Annotated in this window: 13 protein-coding genes; 11 read left to right on the forward strand and 2 right to left on the reverse strand. The window is 45.9% G+C overall.

The genetic code is table 11. From position 1 onward, the window contains the following. Positions 1–3: 3 nt before the first annotated feature. From HMPREF0645_RS05445 to ilvC, 7 genes are all read left to right on the forward strand, one after another. Positions 4–2,538 carry an alpha-L-arabinofuranosidase C-terminal domain-containing protein gene (locus HMPREF0645_RS05445; RefSeq protein ID WP_044123322.1) on the forward strand — a complete coding sequence of 845 codons (2,535 nt, stop codon included), beginning with the start codon at positions 4–6 and terminating at the stop codon, positions 2,536–2,538. A 257-nt stretch (positions 2,539–2,795) separates the two neighbouring features. Further along, positions 2,796–3,911 (forward strand): OmpA family protein, encoded by a 1,116-nt coding sequence (locus HMPREF0645_RS05450; RefSeq protein WP_007173910.1) that lies wholly within the window; start codon positions 2,796–2,798, stop codon positions 3,909–3,911. A gap of 774 nt (positions 3,912–4,685) precedes the next feature. Further along, positions 4,686–6,488: a dihydroxy-acid dehydratase gene (ilvD, locus tag HMPREF0645_RS05455; RefSeq protein ID WP_007173911.1), complete on the forward strand. Its 1,803-nt coding sequence runs from the start codon at positions 4,686–4,688 to the stop codon at positions 6,486–6,488. A 32-nt stretch (positions 6,489–6,520) separates the two neighbouring features. Next, positions 6,521–8,314, forward strand: a complete 1,794-nt coding sequence (gene ilvB / locus HMPREF0645_RS05460) for a biosynthetic-type acetolactate synthase large subunit (protein WP_007173912.1) — start codon at positions 6,521–6,523, stop codon at positions 8,312–8,314. 3 nt (positions 8,315–8,317) lie between these two features. Further along, positions 8,318–8,857: an acetolactate synthase small subunit gene (ilvN, locus tag HMPREF0645_RS05465; RefSeq protein WP_007173913.1), complete on the forward strand. Its 540-nt coding sequence runs from the start codon at positions 8,318–8,320 to the stop codon at positions 8,855–8,857. A 5-nt stretch (positions 8,858–8,862) separates the two neighbouring features. Beyond that, the gene (locus tag HMPREF0645_RS05470) at positions 8,863–9,648 is read left to right on the forward strand and encodes an acyl-[acyl-carrier-protein] thioesterase (RefSeq protein WP_007173914.1); all 786 of its coding nucleotides are present in this window, start codon (positions 8,863–8,865) and stop codon (positions 9,646–9,648) included. A 114-nt stretch (positions 9,649–9,762) separates the two neighbouring features. Continuing rightward, a complete protein-coding gene (gene ilvC, locus HMPREF0645_RS05475; RefSeq protein ID WP_007173915.1) occupies positions 9,763–10,806 on the forward strand; it encodes a ketol-acid reductoisomerase in 1,044 nt (347 codons plus the stop codon). A 108-nt stretch (positions 10,807–10,914) separates the two neighbouring features. On the opposite strand, the gene HMPREF0645_RS05480 is transcribed toward ilvC, so the two are convergent. After that, positions 10,915–12,813: a RecQ family ATP-dependent DNA helicase gene (locus HMPREF0645_RS05480; RefSeq protein WP_007173916.1), complete on the reverse strand. Its 1,899-nt coding sequence runs from the start codon at positions 12,811–12,813 to the stop codon at positions 10,915–10,917. Next, positions 12,810–14,564, reverse strand: a complete 1,755-nt coding sequence (gene recJ / locus HMPREF0645_RS05485; RefSeq protein ID WP_007173917.1) for a single-stranded-DNA-specific exonuclease RecJ — start codon at positions 14,562–14,564, stop codon at positions 12,810–12,812. The genes HMPREF0645_RS05480 and recJ overlap by 4 nt, the downstream gene beginning before the upstream one ends. A gap of 464 nt (positions 14,565–15,028) precedes the next feature. Between recJ and HMPREF0645_RS05490 the strand changes: the two genes are divergently transcribed. Genes HMPREF0645_RS05490 through HMPREF0645_RS05505 form a run of 4 tightly spaced genes read left to right on the forward strand, consistent with a single transcriptional unit; the run spans position 15,029 to position 19,015 of the window. Beyond that, on the forward strand, positions 15,029–16,543 hold the full coding sequence (locus HMPREF0645_RS05490) for an ArnT family glycosyltransferase (RefSeq protein WP_245544005.1): 1,515 nt from the start codon (positions 15,029–15,031) through the stop codon (positions 16,541–16,543). Positions 16,544–16,594: 51 nt separating this feature from the next. Continuing rightward, the gene (locus tag HMPREF0645_RS05495) at positions 16,595–17,347 is read left to right on the forward strand and encodes a glycosyltransferase (protein WP_044123425.1); all 753 of its coding nucleotides are present in this window, start codon (positions 16,595–16,597) and stop codon (positions 17,345–17,347) included. Then, positions 17,340–17,978, forward strand: coding sequence for a lipid-A-disaccharide synthase N-terminal domain-containing protein (locus HMPREF0645_RS05500; protein WP_007173921.1), 639 nt, complete (start codon positions 17,340–17,342; stop codon positions 17,976–17,978). The genes HMPREF0645_RS05495 and HMPREF0645_RS05500 overlap by 8 nt, the downstream gene beginning before the upstream one ends. Continuing rightward, positions 17,975–19,015 carry an NAD-dependent epimerase/dehydratase family protein gene (locus HMPREF0645_RS05505; protein WP_007173922.1) on the forward strand — a complete coding sequence of 347 codons (1,041 nt, stop codon included), beginning with the start codon at positions 17,975–17,977 and terminating at the stop codon, positions 19,013–19,015. The genes HMPREF0645_RS05500 and HMPREF0645_RS05505 overlap by 4 nt, the downstream gene beginning before the upstream one ends. Positions 19,016–19,053: the final 38 nt, after the last annotated feature.

Consider the following 19,053-nt stretch of genomic DNA (forward strand, 5'->3'; position numbering starts at 1 on the left):
AACATGAAGACAATCCGTTTGTTATTGCCAGCAGTAGCATTATCCCTATCTTTTCAAGTCCATGCACAACAACCGTCCTATCAGATTATAGGCAATGATACCACTTGCCAGATATTTCTTTATTCTCCTGGCGAAAAGAGTGGGCTGCACGTTGCCTATCTCACCGATGACAGCAAATGGCACAATGCCGGCCAACTCTGTGGATCAGATTATGCCCAATGGGGAGCTGAAAAGAAAATGTATAACCCATACGTCTTGCATGCCAACGATGGTACCTGGCGCTTAGTGTTTGGTGTGAATGATTATTCCCCATGCTTTGCAGCTGCATACAGTGAGGATTTGGTGACATGGAGACCTCAAGACTATCCTCGTGTATCTCAAAAAGGAGTATTCGAGCCTGTTATGTTCCAGATGGACGATGGCACTTTCGATATTTATTATAAGGCAAAGGATAGTAGCCGACGCTATGTTCAAGCAAGCAGTGATTTCAGAAAATTCACTGAAACCCCCGGTGTTAGTACGATCGATAATGTGGCTTGGCTGAGGGATACGGCTTCTGTCGATGGCAAAACATACGCAGGAAACTTATTTGATGTACCCAAGGTTCATTTGGATTATATCAAACAATACTTTCAAGCCTTGGCACACGATGCTGAACTCAGTCGTGAAACAATGCGAGACGATGCCAAACGGTTTGCTTCCATTGGTAATAATGTGACAGCCAAGCTCACGGTGAATACAACGAAAACAAAGACTATTAGCGACAAGTTAATGGGTGTTTTTTTTGAAGACATCAGTTATGCTGCCGATGGTGGCCTTTACGCCGAATTGTTACAAAACCGTGATTTTGAATATTCTAAGGACGACCGACGAGAATGGAATGCCACTACGGCATGGCAATCAAACCAGCCGATTGTTATCAAAACAGACGCACCTTTGAGCAAAAATAACCCCAACTATGCAGTACAGGCCTCTCGAGACACCTTATACAATATAGGATGGGATGGCATTGTGGCAGCACCTGGCCGGGAGTTTGACTTCTCTGTATATCTCCGCAATGAGAATGCAGGAAAGAACCAGGTTTTGGTGGCGTTGGTTGGCAGCCAAGGGATAATAGCTAAGGCGAAAATCAAAACCGAGGGGCAGGGCTGGAATCGCTATTCGGCCAGGCTCTCTGTCAACAAGAAAGCCCTTCAAGAAAATGTGCGTTTGGCTCTTGTCCCCTTAAAGTCGGGCAGCGTTGATGTAGATATGGTCAGCTTGTTCCCCGAGGAAACGTTTAAGGGTCATGGTCTCCGCAAGGACATTGCCCAGGCTATAGCCGACCTGCACCCGAAATTCGTTCGCTTTCCCGGTGGTTGCATGACTCATGGCCAGGGACTGTCTAACATTTACCATTGGAACGAAACCATAGGACCGTGGCAAAATCGTAAGCCTGCGAAGAATATTTGGGGCTATCATCAAACACGTGGCTTAGGCTTCTTTGAATATTTCCAGTTCTGCGAGGATATTGGAGCAGAACCGTTACCTGTACTTGCGGCTGGCGTTCCCTGTCAAAACTCTCATCCTGATCAAGACGGCTATGGAGGACAACAGGGTGGTATTCCGATGAAAGATATGCCCGCCTATTGTCAGGAGATGCTTAATCTGATAGAATGGGCCAATGGCGATCCTACTACATCAAAATGGGCACGTATGCGTGCAGAGGCCGGACATCCGGCACCGTTCAACCTGAAATACATAGGTATTGGCAATGAGGATATCATTTCCACGGCGTTCCAAGAACGTTGTGAGATGATCTGCAGAACGATTAAACAGAAATATCCCGATATTATTATTTGTGGTACGGTGGGGCCATTTCATGAGCCTTCCGCCGACTATATTGAGGGATGGAAATTTGCTAAAGCCCACAAAGACATCATTGACATGGTAGATGAGCACTATTATGAGTCCACCGGATGGTATATGCACCATCAGGACTATTACGACAACTACGATCGCAGTGCTCCAAAGGTCTATCTTGGTGAATGGGCATCGCGTTCCACCACGCACGAGAGTGCACTCGTCGAGGCCATGCACCTCTGTGGTTTAGAACGAAACGGCGACGTTGTTGTGATGTCGAGCTATGCCCCGCTGCTCTGTCGCGAAGGGCATGCCAACTGGAATCCTAACCTGATATATTTTAATGGGGACACCCTGGCGAATCTTACCCCGAGTTACCACGTTCAGCGTTTATGGGGAACTTATCATGGGAATCTCTATGTTGATTCATCTGTTGACATTCAGGACAATCTCAGATATCGAGTGGCTGCCAGTGTCGTTCAAGACACCAAGAAGGGTAGAACCTATCTGAAACTTGTGAATGCATTGCCTTCCCAGCTCACTTTGAATGTTGAAGGGCTCAATATTCCTTCTGGAACGAGTTACGAGGGCTTTTCTGCAAAAACAGGAGACCACAAGGTAAATATCGAAAAGAGCAAAACAGACGGGTCTGGCATCATACTTCCTCCCTACACTGTAAGGATATTTGAACTATAGAAGAGGTTAATATTTTTGTTCATTATAACCGGTTTCATCACAATAAGACCGTGTATAATGGTCTGCAAAACACTGGTCATATTTGATAAATGATATTGACACTGGCTGCTCGTATGAAGCAATGGATTGTTCTATATCAATAAGATTGTGAAAATATAAAAATTTAAGAAAATTCTTTTGGAGAACTGAGTTTTTTTTCTTTAATTTGCATCATGTTAAATAGGATATAAAGACAATATAATTTAATAACAGAGAGTATGAAAAAATTATTTACTTTAATGGCAGCAGGAATGTTTGCTGCCACGATGACAGCTCAGACTGTTACAGAGAGCAAAACATTTGACAATGTATACATTGGTATAAATGGTGGCGTGGCTACCAAAACCACAGGCCATGCATGGATGAAGGATCTCAATCCTAATGCGGGCCTTCGTATCGGCCGCAACTTTACTCCGGTGTTCGGACTTGCTGTAGAAAGCAATGCATATTTTTCCAATAAGCCTTGGAAATCTGTAGGAACCGCAGTTCGTGCAGTCAACACAAGTTTGCTGGGTACTGTTAACCTGAGCAACTGGTTCGGTGGTTACGAGGGTGAGCCTCGTCCTCTTGAGGTTAGTGCAATTTATGGCCTTGGCTGGGGACATGTTTTCGGCAATAGCGACAAATATGTTGGTGCCGACTTCAAGCATGCCGATCAGGGAGCTAAGATGGCAGCAGGTCAGAATATTGTTAAATCAAATAGCTTGACCTCGAAGGCTGGACTTAACTTTGCTTTCAATCTTGGAGACGCCAAGGCTTGGCAGTTCTATGTTGAGCCCGCTGTGATCTGGGGTCTGAATGGTTTTGGCTACGAAGGCGTAGAGTATAACATCAACAAATCTTTCGTTCAGTTGAACGCCGGATTTGTATACAAGTTTAAGAATTCGAATGGCAGCCATAACTTCACCATTGCCCAGTTGCGCGACCAGCACGAAATTGATGCACTGAACTCTACAATCAATGATCTCCGCAATCAGTTGGCTCAGAAGCCCAAGGAGGTTGTTAAGGAAGTTGTTAAGGAAGTTCCTGCCGCTGCTCCCAAGCAGGTTGTTAAGGTTGAGAACCTTGTGTTCGTAACATTTGCTCAGGGCAAGTCCGTATTGACCAGAGCTGCTAAAAATGCTCTTGACAACATCAAGTCAGGCTCACACGTACAGGTTGTTGGAACAGCTTCACCTGAAGGTTCTAAGGAAATTAACGACAGACTGTCTCAGTCTCGTGCAGACGTTGTTGCCAACTACTTGAAGAACAGAGGCGTCGTGATCGAAGAAGCTACCGGTAAGGGTGTACAGGGTGCAACCTCTAACCGATTGGCAGTTGTTTACGTTCAGTAATCAATAACACGACATTCAAAGAGTCAAAGAGATTTTATAATCCTTGACCAAACAGGCTCAGCTTGCTATTTTAACTAATAGCAATGATTATAAGAAAATCCCGCAACCATTAGGGCTGCGGGATTTTTATTAGATATAAAATTTGACAACAGCGCACATATGCTTGTCAAATTTGAAAATAACAAAGCGTTTGCTCAGAATAATGAAAGAACGAGCTGGTTTTGTAATCTATTGATAACCAAAAGATTATTAGTTACATATACTTGTCTTGTTTTGTTTGTAATCTGATCAACCTGCGATTAAGGCTTATTGGTAGCACGATTAAGGCTTAGTGACGATTCGATTGTGGCTTCGCGATTGTGCGAATGCACTGTTGCCGCATCATGAATCGATACTAATCGCAACGGTATGGGAGATGAAACGGGTTTTATTTCCGATTTTTATTTCAGAAACATGGCGCAATTGAGTCTGGAGCATGATTAATCCACAACAGTCTTTTGGTGAACTTTTCTTGACACAACATATACCTCTCAGATTACCATTTCTGCATGGTTTTGCAACCCATCTTGCTGGTTATACCTATTTTAATTCATTTTGACAAGTTCCAATTTGTCGGATGCATATGAGAGTTATTATGCGACCCTTGACTAATAAACTAAAAGAAATGTTGGCATTTTGCTTACATTTTGCACTGAAAAAAGAAATTATATACTCCGTTTCGTTGCGATTATAAATAAAAACTGTACCTTTGCATAAAGATAATATAGTTTTGTTATGAAACACAAGTTGAGAAGTGCAGTTTGCACGGAGGGTCGGCGTATGGCCGGGGCTCGTTCGCTTTGGGTAGCAGCAGGCATGAAACATGAGCAATTCGGCAAGCCGATTATTGCTATTGTCAATTCGTTTACACAATTTGTGCCGGGGCATACCCATTTGCACGAGATTGGCCAAATAGTAAAGCAGGAGATAGAGAAGGCAGGATGCTACGCAGCTGAATTCAACACAATCGCTATTGATGATGGTATTGCTATGGGGCATGACGGCATGCTTTATTCGTTGCCTTCACGCGATATTATTGCTGACTCTGTGGAATATATGGTCAATGCCCATAAGGCAGATGCCATGATCTGTATATCCAACTGTGATAAAGTAACGCCCGGCATGCTCATGGCTGCGATGCGCCTAAACATTCCAACGGTGTTTTGTTCAGGTGGCCCGATGGAGGCCGGACGTTGGCGTGGCGAAAATGCTGACTTGATCACAGCTATGGTCAAGGGTGCTGACTCAGAGGTCAGCGATGAGGAGCTGAAAAAAATAGAGGAATCGGCCTGTCCGGGATGTGGAAGCTGTTCGGGCATGTTCACGGCCAATTCCATGAACTCCTTGACCGAAGCCATTGGCTTGTCGCTGCCCGGCAATGGAACAATTCTTGCTACACATGCCAACCGTATAGAACTGTTCAGGCAAGCTGCCCGACAGATCGTCAAAAATGCGATGGCTTATTATGAGGATGGAGACGACAGCGTCTTGCCGCGTCATATTGCCACGCGCGATGCCTTTATGAATGCCATGTCGCTTGACATTGCCATGGGAGGTAGCACCAACACCATTCTCCACTTGCTGGCAGTGGCTCGGGAGGGCGAAGTGGATTTCACGATGAAGGACATCGACCGACTGAGTCGAAGTGTACCCTGCCTATGTAAGTTAGCACCCAATACACAGAAATACTCGGTGCAGGAGTGCAATCGGGCCGGAGGCATTTTGGGTATTTTGGGTGAACTGAACAAGGGTGGACTGATCGTCAACCATGTCAAACGTGTAGATGGTTTGACTGTGGGTGAGGCTATAGCTGAGTATGATATTACGAAGCCAAACATCTCGCCCGAAGCCGACCGGATTTACCATAGTGCCCCTGGTCACCGCTTCTCTACGAAGATGGGAAGCCAGAATGAGCAGTGGCCCTCTTTGGATACGGACAGGGAAAACGGATGTATTCGATCGCTGGAACACGCCTACACCAAGGACGGTGGTCTGGCCGTGTTGTTTGGCAATATAGCACAAGATGGATGTGTGGTCAAAGCGGCTGGAGTGAGCGAGAGCCTGTGGCATTTTTCAGGTCCTGCTGTAGTCTTCGACTCTCAAGAGGATGCCTGTGAGGGAATTCTTGGTGGGAAAGTGAAGAGTGGCGACTGCGTGGTTATTACCCACGAAGGTCCTAAAGGGGGACCAGGTATGCAGGAGATGCTTTATCCCACATCTTATATTAAGAGCCGCCACCTTGGCAAAGCGTGTGCACTGATTACCGACGGACGTTTCTCCGGCGGAACCAGTGGGCTGAGTATTGGACATATCTCGCCAGAGGCAGCTTCGGGCGGAAATATCGGTAAGATCAAAGATGGAGACATCATCGAGATAGACATTCCCAACCGGAGTATTCAGGTGAAGCTCAGCGAAGACGAACTTGCAAACAGAAGACAACAACCCTTAAAACGTAATCGACTGGTAAGTAAAGCCTTGAGAGCTTATGCTCAGAGTGTTAGTTCAGCCGATAAGGGTGGGGTTAGAATTGTAGATTAAATAGTCCTCCAAGAGATTAATTTGTTAGGATAATGGATAGTAAGAAAAAAGAATACGCTACACAGAGCGACAACCGTCTACAGGAAACAGAGTCTCCGTGGGCGGGAATTCAGATCGGAGAGGAGTGCAGCGGTGCAGAGATATTGATGCGCGCCTTATACCAGGAGAATGTAAAAACGATATTTGGTTACCCTGGCGGAGCGATTATACCCGTTTTTGACAGGTTGTATACCTATACCCATAAGCGTGAGCCGTGGTTTCATCATGTGTTGGTGCGCCATGAGCAGGCTGCAGCCCATGCGGCAGAGGGCTATGCGCGCGTGAGTGGAGAAGTTGGGGTGGCTTTGGTGACGTCGGGTCCCGGTGCCACCAACACCTTGACTGGTGTGGCTGATGCAATGATGGACTCTATACCCATTGTGGTGATTGCCGGACAAGTGGGCATCAACGACTTGGGGACCGATGCTTTTCAGGAAGTGGATCTTGTTGGAATGACCCAGCCCATCACCAAATGGAGTTATCAAATCAGACATGCGGAGGATGTAGCATGGGCAGTGAACCGTGCTTTTTATATAGCCCGGAGTGGTCGTCCCGGTCCTGTGGTGCTCGATTTTGCCAAGAATGCACAAGTGAGCAAAGCCAAGTGGATGCCGGGTAAGACAAACGCGGTGCGTTCTTATTTGCCCTATCCGAAGATCGACCGCGAGGCCGTGAGAGCAGCAGCCGAATTGATCAACAATGCCAGCAAACCCATGGCTCTTGTGGGACATGGAGTGGAGATTGCCGATGCGCAGAATGAATTGAAAGACTTTATAGAAAAGGCCAACATCCCAGCTGCACGTACATTGCTTGGATTGTCGGCGCTGCCAACAGATCATGCGCTGAATATGGGTATGCTGGGCATGCATGGCAACTATGCACCTAATGTGAAGCAACAGGAGGCCGACGTGATTATCGCAGTGGGCATGCGCTTTTCTGACCGTGACACCGGGCGGCTTAATGATTATGCCAAGCAGGCAAAGATTGTTCATTTGGATATTGATCCTGCAGAAATAAACAAGAATGTAAGGGCCGATGTAGCTGTGGTGGGCAACTGCAAAGAAAGTTTGCCGGCCATTACGGCACTGCTGCAAAAAGCCGATCATGGCGAATGGATAGAGTCGTTTGCCCCGCTCTATGAAGAAGAGAAACGAGAAGTAATCGATGGCGCAACACGTCCTGAATCCGGACCCTTGTTGATGGGCGAGGTGGTGAGAGCCGTGACCAATGCCGTGGGTGCCGATGGCGTCTTAGTGAATGATGTGGGTTTGAATCAGATGATTTCGAGCCGATATTTCAACTATACAAAAAAACGAAGTATCGTTACCAGCGGTGGTCTGGGAACCATGGGCTTTGGCCTTCCCGCAGCCATAGGAGCTGCTTTCGGGACTCTCGATCGCACGATATGCTGCTTTATGGGTGACGGAGGTTTCCAGATGTCTATTCAGGAGCTGGGCACCATCATGGAGCAACAGACTCCTGTCAAGATGATAGTGATGAACAATAATTATTTAGGCAATGTGCGTCAATGGCAGGACTTGATGTTTGATCACCGTCACTCCTTCACCCGAATGCTTAATCCCAGATATGATGCGATTGCCGAGGGATACGGAATACCATACGATGTGGCGATTAACCGTGAGGATCTCAAGGACAAGATAGCAAAAATGCTGGCCACGGACGGTCCTTATATACTGGAATGTGCTGTGATGGAGGAGGAGAATGTGGTACCGATGATAACCCCGGGGAGTGCTGTGGACGAAATGAAGTTGCATTTGGATATTTAAGAAATGGAGCAGAAGTTTTATACCTTATTAGTATATAGTGAGAATGTAGCTGGTGTGTTGAATCAGGTTACAGCTGTGTTTACACGTCGCCAGGTGAATATTGAAAGTCTGAATGTGTCGGCATCGAGCATAGAGGGTATACACAAATACACCATAACGTGTTGGAGTGTACCCGATGAGATTGTGAAAATCACAAAGCAAATAGAGAAAAAGATAGATGTGATCAAGGCTAACTACTACACGGATGACGAGTTGTTTATCCATGAAGTTGCCCTGTATAAAATCTCCACGCTGGCACTTTTAGACAATCCGGAAATATCACGAACCATACGCAGGCACGATGCGCGTATGATGGAAGTCAACCCGACTTACTCCACTGTGTTGCTTGCTGGTCTGACAGAAGATATCGCCGACTTGTACGATCAGCTGAGTGCTTATAACTGTCTGTTGCAATATTCACGCTCGGGTCGTATCGCTGTAACCCGTAGTTTTGAGGAACCAATTACGGAATACCTCAATGGACAGGACGAGACAATGATATAAACGTAATGACGAACGACAAGCAGAAGGACGAAAAGTTACCCAAGGTGGGGCGGTATGATTTTATTGCAGAACCGTTCCATTGCGATTTTCAAAATCGAATGTTCATGGGTCATTTGGGAAATGCAATGCTTAATGCGGCCGATTTCCACAGCAACGAACGTGGTTATGGCATGCATTATCTCAATACCATTCAAAAAACATGGGTGTTGTCCAGACTGGCCGTGGAAATAACGGATATGCCTGAAGCCTATGATGAATTTTCGATTGAAACCTGGGTAGATGGAACGATGAGGTCGTTTACAAGTCGAAACTTTGCGGTTGTCGCTCGGGACGGCAAAAAGGTTTACGGATATGGGCGCAGCATTTGGGCGCTGATTGATACTCAAACTCGTCGCCCTGCGGATTTGCAAAGTATACACGATGGATTGATTTTAGAATATATCGAAACGGAAAAAGCGTGTCCTATTCATAATCCCGGACGTGTGAAGATAGATAAGGATGCAACGTTTGTGCGTAGCTGTGACACATATTATAATGATATAGATGTGAATGGGCATGTCAATTCTGTCAAATACATAGAACATATACTCGATCTTTTCAATTTGGAATGGTATCGATCGAACTTTCTTAAAAGGATGGAAATATCCTATGTGGCAGAAAGTCATCTGGGCGACAGACTCAATTTTTACAAGCAGAGCAATAATGATGGTGAATATTGCGTGAGCGTAACAAAAGGAGATCAAGAAGAGGTGGAAGTTGTAAGATGTTTGCTTTATTTTTCAAATAGTTGAAATACTATTTGCTTATTTTCTATTATTTTGTTACCTTTGTGGGCGAAAATTGAACAAAACAGGATTTCCTTGAATTTTGGAAAAGATATTTAACGTTATTAAAACACATAGATTATGGCAGAGATGAATTTTGGTGGTGTTATGGAAACCGTTATCACCAACAAAGAGTTTACTTTGGAAAAAGCACGAGAGGTGCTGAAAGACGAAACCATAGCAGTTATTGGTTATGGCATTCAGGGACCAGGACAGGCCGGTAACCTACGCGACAATGGATTCAATGTTATTGTAGGTCAGCGTGAGGGTAAGACTTACCAGAAGGCGGTCGAAGACGGATGGGTGCCAGGCAAAACGCTGTTTCCTATCGAGGAAGCAGTCAAGAAAGGTACCATTATTTGCATGCTGTTGTCTGATGCAGGTCAGATTGCCTTGTGGCCCAAGCTCAAGCCATTACTTGTTGCTGGAAAGACCTTGTATTATTCCCATGGATTTGCCATCAACTGGTCTGACCGCACAGGAGTTGTTCCACCAAAGGATATCGATGTTATTATGGTTGCTCCTAAGGGGTCGGGCACTTCGCTCCGCACTATGTTCCTCGAAGGACGTGGATTGAACTGCTCGTATGCTGTTTATCAGGATGCATCCGGCAAGGCAGAGGATAAAACCATCGCTTTGGGTATTGGTATCGGTGCCGGCTATCTGTTTAAAACAACTTTCCAACGCGAGGCTATCTCTGACCTCACTGGCGAGCGTGGCTCACTGATGGGAGCTATTGAAGGATTGCTTGAGGCTCAGTATGAAACCCTCCGTGAGCATGGATATTCACCATCGGAAGCCTTCAACGAGACCGTTGAGGAGCTGACACAAAGTCTTGGCCCGTTGTTCGGAGAAAAAGGAATGGACTGGATGTATGCCAATTGTTCCACCACGGCACAGCGTGGTGCTCTGGATTGGCGTCCACGTTTTAAAGCTGCGATCAAGCCAGTGATGGAGTGGCTTTATCTGAGTGTGCAGAATGGAACCGAAGCACAGATTTCCATAGACAGAAACTCTCAGCCAGACTATCGTGAAAAACTGAATGCTGAGTTGAAAGAAATGCACGATATGGAAATGTGGCGTGCCGCAGAGACAGTGCGTCAGCTCCGTCCGGAAAACAATTAAAGTTTATAATTATATCATGTCATGGCTCTGAACTTGTGAAAGTTCAGGGCTTTTCGTTATATGGCTGTCTACAGTCCACGTGTATGATGAACTATGCGCTCCATCTGTTTATAGATAGATCAACGAACCATCCAAATGTATTATCTCTTCGTTCACCAGATATCTCAAGGCGTTGTCAAGCTGTTTTTTGGGAATGTTGAGCTGGTGTAGCTCGTTGATCATATGTTTTTCTCCATCTTTAAGAAGAACGATAACGGCTTGGCGAGCGTATTTGTCATCTTCACCGGAAGTTCTGTCCACTCTGCTGGAAACGCACACATCGCATACGTTGCAATCGTGTGATTTCGTTTCCCCGAAGTATCGAAGAAGTTGGCGGCTTCGACATACATTATTGTTTGAAGCATATTCGATTATGGCTTCGATGCGTTTGGTAAACTGTTCCTTCCGGTCTTCATACACATTTTTCGCGATAACCATTTCGTCGATGTCCACTCGACTTTGCGTGTAGGTAATATAAGGTGTCTTGCGTTGGGGGATAAAATGCACGATATGTTTTCTGCTGAGCGTCTTGAGCACTTGATAGGTAGATTCTCTGCCAATTCCGGCTTGCATAGCTATAAGCGCTTCGTCGATATATCCGTAATCGGTGAAGAGTCCACCATAATTGCGAAGAATGGCCGTAATAACTGCTTCCTCGTGTGGAGAGAGTTCGTTAAGTCGGTAAAGTTCGCTTCGCCCCAATAGAAACATGAGTCGTGCGCTGGCATCTGGATCAACCTCATATTCGATGTATCCGGCGTTTTGCAACAGCTTCAGGGCCGAATTCACCATAATCGGAAAATATTTATAGGTATGACAGAACTTATCGATTTCGAAAGCAAAGGTATGTTCAAACCCGCTCCCCACACCTATTGTATAGTAGTAGGACAAATGTTCATAGACATCCTTAATATAATCTTTCTCGGGAAAATTATCAGCTATACGCTTGATGAGCTTGCGATGATCGCTATTGTTCCATAACAGTACCGCGTAAGCTTTGTTACCATCACGTCCGGCTCGGCCTGCCTCTTGAAAGTATGCTTCGATGGAGTCCGGGCAATCGATGTGCACCACCAGTCTGACATCGGGTTTGTCGATGCCCATGCCAAACGCATTGGTAGCAACGATAACACGCTTCTGGTCTTGCTTCCACAGCTTTTGGCGTTCATCCTTGACGGTTGGTTCCAGTCCGGCATGATAAAATGTGGAGGAAATATTATTTCGTTCGAGCATGCCCGAAATATCCTTGCATCTTCTTCGACTCCGCACATACACGATTGCACTGCCTTGAAGTCTTGATAATATATGTATGAGTTCGGTCTCTTTGTCTGTGGCTTCTCTCACTACGTATGCCAGGTTTCGTCGCTCGAAACTCATACTGAATACGTTTTTTGCCTGAAAATTGAGTTGTTTCTGAATGTCATCAACAACTTGCGGAGTGGCTGTAGCAGTGAGAGCCAGCACTGGCGCATCGGGCACAAGCTTTCGAATATCAGCAATCCGGAGATAGGATGGACGAAAATCATACCCCCACTGACTGATACAGTGGGCTTCATCCACGGTGATAAAGCTCACCTTCATGTGTTTTAGCTTGGTTTGAAAAATAGCTGATCCAATGCGTTCGGGCGACACATATAGTAGCTTGGTGTTACCAAGAATACAGTTTTCCAGATTTTTCAGAATCTCAGCTCTCGACATTCCCGAGTAAACGGCTGTAGCCATGATGCCCTTTTCACGCAGGTGCTGCACTTGGTCTTTCATCAAGGCAATGAGTGGAGTGACCACAATGCATACCCCATCCTGAGCCAATGCCGGAACTTGAAAGGTGATAGACTTGCCTCCGCCCGTGGGCATTAGCCCGAGAGTATCTTTTCCAGAGCCGATACTTTCAATGATTTCCCGTTGAATGCTCCGAAACTCTTTATACCCCCAGTATTGTTCAAGAATTTGTAAATAGTGGTCCGTCACCGTTGCTTACTGTCTTCGCCGATTGATGTCTCACTTTCTGCGGGACGTATATCCTCAATTTGAAGTTGCACTTGATTACGCTTGAAGACATTGTTTTCAATTGTATAGGCAATGTCGAACGAGCGTTTCGACTTGATATATCGAGCCGATGCACTTTGCCCAAAGGCGATACCGTTAACCACAGTGCTCGAATTGGAATCAACCAGTTCAAGCTTAATATGTTCCTGGAAACGCCCAACAACCTTGCTGGTTCCATAATCATACACGCCTTTGGTGCAGAATACAGGTTTCGTATTGCCTGGTCCAAATGGGGAGAAGCGTTTCAGGTCATTGTGCAGTCGCTTGGAGATGTCCTTAAAGTCGATTTCAGCATCTATATCCAGATAAGCTTCGGTTTGCTCGGGCTCTATGTGTTCTTCCACATAATTATGAAATCTATTGCAAAATTCGTGGATATCCTCCCATTTTAACGTCAGCCCGGCTGCGTATGTATGCCCTCCGAAATTAATCAGGATGTCACGGCAATGTTTTATAGCAGAATAAATATCAAAGCCCATGACCGACCGCGCCGATCCTGTGGCAAAATCACCATCGCGGGTGAGCACGACTGTTGGGCGGAAATACATTTCCGTGAGACGTGAAGCCACTATGCCGACAACCCCCTTTTTCCAATGCTCATCATAGAGTACGATACTCGAATGGTGTTCTTGGCTTTCGAGTTTAGCAACGATTTGATTGGCTTCTTCAGTCATTTGTTTGTCAATATCCTTGCGCTGTTCATTATATTCGTCGATTCGCCGAGCTTCTTCCAAAGCCATGCTGAAGTCTTTCTCTACAAGCAACTCCACACTTTCCTTGCCGTTCTCCATGCGTCCGGATGCATTAATGCGTGGGCCAATTTTAAAGATGATGTCGCTCATTGAGATCTCGCGCCCGCTAAGACCGCATATATCAATAATAGATTTCAGACCAACGCTCGGATTCTGGTTGAGTTGTTTCAGTCCGTGGAAGGCCAGAATGCGGTTTTCATCCACTACAGGTACCAGGTCTGCCGCAATGCTTACGGCGCAGAAGTCAAGTAAGGGGATGAGTCGTGAGAATGGTATTCCGTTGTTTTTTGCAAAAGCCTGCATGAACTTAAAGCCCACCCCGCAGCCACTCAGCTGCTTGAAAGGATAGGTGTCGTCAGTCCTTTTGGGATTCAGAATAGCTACCGCGGGCGGAATTTCCTCATCGGGGACGTGATGGTCACATATAATAAAATCTATACCAATGCTCTTGGCATAGCCAATTTCTTCGATTGCCTTGATACCACAGTCGAGAATAATAATCAGTTTAACATCGTTTTCCTTGGCATAGTCTATTCCTTTCTTGCTCACGCCATATCCCTCGTCATAACGGCTGGGAATATAGTATTCTATATTGGAATAAAACTGCTGCAGAAATTTATATACCAATGCCACTGCTGTGCATCCATCTACATCATAATCGCCATACACCATGATACGCTCTTTGCGTCCCATTGCATCGTTCAGACGGTCTACTGCCACGTCCATATCCTTCATGAGGAAAGGGTTTATGAGGTCAGCCAACTGGGGTCTGAAGAATCGCTTGGCAGCACTCTCTGTGGTTATTCCACGCTTGATGAGCAAGCCTGCCAAAATGGGATTGATGTTAAGCTTTTCGCCTAATTCCTTAGCTTGTTGTATGTTGTTTGATGTAGGTGGATCGTATTTCCATTTAAAATGCATTTTAAATTATTTTTATTCTGCTCCAAAGTTACTAAATTTCGATGAAAAAGGGTTGTTATAATAGTTAAAAGTTTGTACTGAAAATTTCTCGTACACATTTTCAGTTGTTCACCGAACGCCCATAAACACCATTTCCGCTTGCGTGTTGGTCAAACCAGAATGGTTGTTGCAGCTTTTGCTGAATGAAAACTTTGTGGGCTGGGGCTATCGGTGTAAAACAGTGAAAAGCAACGCTGACTCCAAGCAAAATATATAAAAAACCTTGCATATCTCGAAAAAAAGTGCGAATATTGCATTTAAATTATGTAGGGGGTCGACTTGTATGTTGTTCAGAACGTTATATGATATTTCGGAAAATAAGGACAACAGAGGGCGACTTTTGACATTGAATCATATCGTGAGTAAAAATGAAATCGTTGGTTGGGGGGTATAAAGTCAAACAGTCCGGCAATCTGTATTATCTTATGTTTTGTGTAGCTTTGCTGCCTATATTGCTATTGCGCGATTTCACTCCGGATAACGAGTTGCGTTATCTCAGTATTGCTGATGAAGCCTTACGACATCACACTTTTTTCACTTTTACCAACCATGGAGCTGTCTATGCTGACAAACCCCCACTTTATTTTTGGTTTGTTATGCTGGGCAAGTGGTTTCTTGGTGCCCATCGGATGTGGTTCCTATCTTTAGACTCGCTTATCCCGGCACTCGTAATCGTCCGAACCATGGATAAGTGGGTCTCCACCGAGATGGATCAGGAAATCCGGAGCATGGCTCAGATGATGTTGCTCACTGCAGGTCTCTTTGCTGGACTGGCCGTTACGCTACGTATGGACATGCTGATGTGCATGTTTATTGTACTCGCACTCCGAGCTTTTTATTGCATGTATACGAGTCCCGACATTAACAAGGCAGTGGCTTGGCAGTTCCCAATTTATATATTCCTTGCTGTATTCAGTAAGGGAATGGTTGGGTTGTTGGTGCCTCTGTGCTCTACGCTTGTATTTCTGCTTTGGACAGGAAAAATTAGACAGTTTGGAAGATATTGGGGGGCACGTACGTGGTGCGTGCTGATCGTAGGATTTCTGCTTTGGTTCAGCGCCGTGTATGCAGAGGCCGGCAAGGAATATCTGAACAATTTGCTTTTTCACCAAACCATAGACCGTGCGGTCAACTCCTTCCATCACAAGGCACCGTTCTATTATTATGGCATCTCCGTATGGTACTCCATCGCACCATGGTCGCTGCTGGTTATCGGCCTGTTGGTCGCTGCAGCTACTCGAAAGTTGTACGCTACGGATCTCCAACGCTTTTTCTGTTCCGTTTTCATATCAACGTTCGTCATGCTATCGTGCATCAGTTCCAAGTTGCAAGTCTACCTACTGCCCGCTTTTCCGTTCGCAGTTTATCTTGCAGCATTATATTTGCAACGATTCAAGCGGACGACATGGCTCAACCTGCTTTTTATTATAACTGCTGCCCTCTTTGTGGTGGTGCTACCTGTTGCCCTCTTTGCCCTTTCACTTGAAAGCACAGTTTACTTGCGACATCCAGCCGTCTATACTGCAGCATTTGCCATGACCTTGACCGGTTTATGGGCATTATGGAACCGATTCAGGATGAAGAGAACTTTGGCGTCGGGTCTACGTACACTTGCCCTGGGACTTACCTGTACACTATTCATAGGCGGATGGGCATTGCCTGCCCTTAATCCATGGATAGGTTACAAGGCATTGTGCCGTGCATCGCTGGATATGGCCAGAGATAAAAGGACAGACCGCATCGCCGTGTGGAAAGTGAGACGACCAGACAATATGGATGTATATTTAGGACGGCCGGTTGATGTCATAGAGACACCCGATGTTAAAGAAGTGCGCTCCCATCATCATACAGTGCTGATGGTGCGTCAGCGCGACCTGAAATATTTTGATATGGAGAAAGCTTCTGTTGTTGGGCCATTCGCTGTCGTCTATCTCAAATAATAAGGTGGCAATTCTATTATCTTTGCGTGTAAATTACAAAAAATGAGCAATATTAATAAAACTTCCAATTACAAGTTGACCATCATTGTTCCGGTGTTCAATGAAGAAGACAATATCCCCGCATTGGAATCAAGGCTGACAACTTTCCTGCCAAACTCGATATGCGATGCATGTGTAATGTTTGTGGATGACGGATCTACAGACGAAAGCCTCCGTCGAATCAAGTCAGTATGTTCTGCCCATCCGGATTTCTTTTATCTTGCCCTGTCGCGTAACGGAGGACTGAGCACGGCCCTGAAGGCTGGTATAGATGCAACCGACTCGCCCTATGTCGGATATATGGATGCCGACTTGCAAACCACGCCAGAAGATTTCAATGCACTCCTTCCTTATGTCAGTGATTACGAAATTGTGACTGGAATAAGAGCAAATCGCAAAGATACCACGTTCAAGAAAATTCAGTCGCGCATCGCCAACGGCTTTCGTAATATGATGACCCATGACGGCGTACAAGACACTGGCTGTCCACTTAAGGTGATGCACACAGATGTTGCCAAACGCATTCCCTTCTTTACGGGTATGCACCGCTTTCTGCCTGCTCTCGTACTTTTACAGAACGGGCGGGTGAAACAAATCCCTGTTCGTCACTTTCCGCGTGTTAAGGGTGAGTCTAAATATCACTTGCGCAACCGTCTGGTGTCTCCGCTTATCGATTGTTTTGCCTACCGTTGGATGAGAAAGCGATACATTAATTACAGTTTATCAGAATGCAATCACTTGGACACCAACCATCGCCATGAGTAGCAGCATCGCCACGTTGGCTATCGGATTTTTGGCTCAGGGCTTTTTCTCAGCACGCATCCTGGTACAGTGGATTCTCTCCGAAAAGGCACGCCGTGTGCTCTCGCCCACGATTTTTTGGGTGCTCAGCCTCATGGGATCCTATCTGCTATGCATATACGGCTGGCTGAGGAATGACTTTGCGATTATCTTTGGTCAATTCATTGCTTATTACATATACCTTTGGAATCTGAAAATGAAGGGAGTCTGGCACCAGCTTCCTGTGATTCTGCGCTTAGTACTGCTGTGCACGCCCTTGGTGGCTGTAGCGTTTGTAAGCGAGCACTCTGCCGACTTCCTGGCTCGCTTTCTGCACAATGATGAGGTGAAGCCTTGGTTGTTGATATTCGGTTCCGTGGGGCAGGTGCTGTTCACGCTTCGCTTTGTTTATCAGTGGCTTTATTCGCGAAGAGAACACGAGTCGCGTCTTCCGGCTGGATTTTGGATTATCAGCCTTTTGGGATCATTGTTCATACTGACCTATGGTATCATCCGAAGAGATCCGGTGCTTATTGTTGGACAGGGTTTTGGCGTCATAGCTTACTCCAGAAACCTCTCTCTGATCATGAACGAAAACAAACAACACAACTTATGAAAATCTTAGTGACAGGCGCGGCCGGATTTATAGGCGCAGCCTTGGTGAAAGCCCTGATAGGCAAACAGCATGAAGTGGTGGGCATCGACAACATCAATTCGTATTACGACCCAGCACTGAAATATGCACGACTGGCCGACGTGGGTATTCCATCAACTGCCATTGCCGAACATAGCATGGTGGAGAGCACCCGAAGCTCTCTCTACAGATTTATGAAGATGGATCTAACTGACCGTACGGCCATGAAGGCTCTGTTTGCCTCTGAGGGGTTCGACATCGTTTTCAATCTTGCGGGACAGGCCGGCGTTCGCTATTCGATAGAGAATCCGTTTGCTTATGTCGAAAGCAATATTTTCGGCTTTCTCAATATCTTGGAAAGCTGTCGCCACCATCCGGTGAAACATCTCGTCTATGCCAGTTCAAGTAGCATTTACGGCATGAACAATCGGGTTCCCTATTCTGAAACCGACATGACCGATAGTCCTGTCAGCCTTTATGCTGCCACCAAGAAATCGAACGAACTCATGGCACATGCGTACAGCAAACTCTATGGCATACCGGCTACCGGGCTGCGTTTCTTCACCGTGTACGGTCCGTGGGGGAGACCCGATATGGCACCGTCTCTTTTTATGAAATCTGTGCTTGACGACACTCCGATTCATGTGTTCAACCATGGTGACATGCAACGTGATTTTACCTATATCGACGATGTGGTCAACGCCATGTTGCTCGTGGCCGGACATCCGTCTGGCGAGACCGTTCCTCACACGGTCTATAATGTGGGGCATTCGAGTCCGGTGGCATTGATGGATTTCATCAGGGTCATCGAGGAGGAAACTGGACGAAAGGCACGCCTGAAGATGGAGCCTATGCAACCCGGCGACGTCAGTTGTACCTATGCTGACATTTCGCGCCTGCAACACGATTTTGGCTTTGTTCCCCAAGTGTCCGTTCAGCAGGGTATACATGCTTTTTACCAGTGGTATAAGGACTACACACGAGTCTCCATGTCAGACGGTAATGGGGTTAGGGTATAATCTCTCCATTTAGGTTTCGTGTTCGAGTACCATCTTTT

It is taken from the genome of Hallella bergensis DSM 17361, assembly GCF_000160535.1.
GTDB classification, from domain to species: Bacteria; Bacteroidota; Bacteroidia; order Bacteroidales; family Bacteroidaceae; genus Prevotella; species Prevotella bergensis.

What these genes read in the sequence shown, in the direction of transcription:
- HMPREF0645_RS05445 (WP_044123322.1), top strand. Translation starts at nt 4, where the DNA reads ATGAAGACAATCCGTTTGTTATTGCCAGCAGTAGCATTATCCCTATCT.
- HMPREF0645_RS05450 (WP_007173910.1), top strand. Translation starts at nt 2,796, where the DNA reads ATGAAAAAATTATTTACTTTAATGGCAGCAGGAATGTTTGCTGCCACG.
- ilvD (WP_007173911.1), top strand. Translation starts at nt 4,686, where the DNA reads ATGAAACACAAGTTGAGAAGTGCAGTTTGCACGGAGGGTCGGCGTATG.
- ilvB (WP_007173912.1), top strand. Translation starts at nt 6,521, where the DNA reads ATGGATAGTAAGAAAAAAGAATACGCTACACAGAGCGACAACCGTCTA.
- ilvN (WP_007173913.1), top strand. Translation starts at nt 8,318, where the DNA reads ATGGAGCAGAAGTTTTATACCTTATTAGTATATAGTGAGAATGTAGCT.
- HMPREF0645_RS05470 (WP_007173914.1), top strand. Translation starts at nt 8,863, where the DNA reads ATGACGAACGACAAGCAGAAGGACGAAAAGTTACCCAAGGTGGGGCGG.
- ilvC (WP_007173915.1), top strand. Translation starts at nt 9,763, where the DNA reads ATGGCAGAGATGAATTTTGGTGGTGTTATGGAAACCGTTATCACCAAC.
- recJ (WP_007173917.1), bottom strand. Translation starts at nt 14,564, where the DNA reads ATGCATTTTAAATGGAAATACGATCCACCTACATCAAACAACATACAA.
- HMPREF0645_RS05490 (WP_245544005.1), top strand. Translation starts at nt 15,029, where the DNA reads ATGTTTTGTGTAGCTTTGCTGCCTATATTGCTATTGCGCGATTTCACT.
- HMPREF0645_RS05500 (WP_007173921.1), top strand. Translation starts at nt 17,340, where the DNA reads ATGAGTAGCAGCATCGCCACGTTGGCTATCGGATTTTTGGCTCAGGGC.
- HMPREF0645_RS05505 (WP_007173922.1), top strand. Translation starts at nt 17,975, where the DNA reads ATGAAAATCTTAGTGACAGGCGCGGCCGGATTTATAGGCGCAGCCTTG.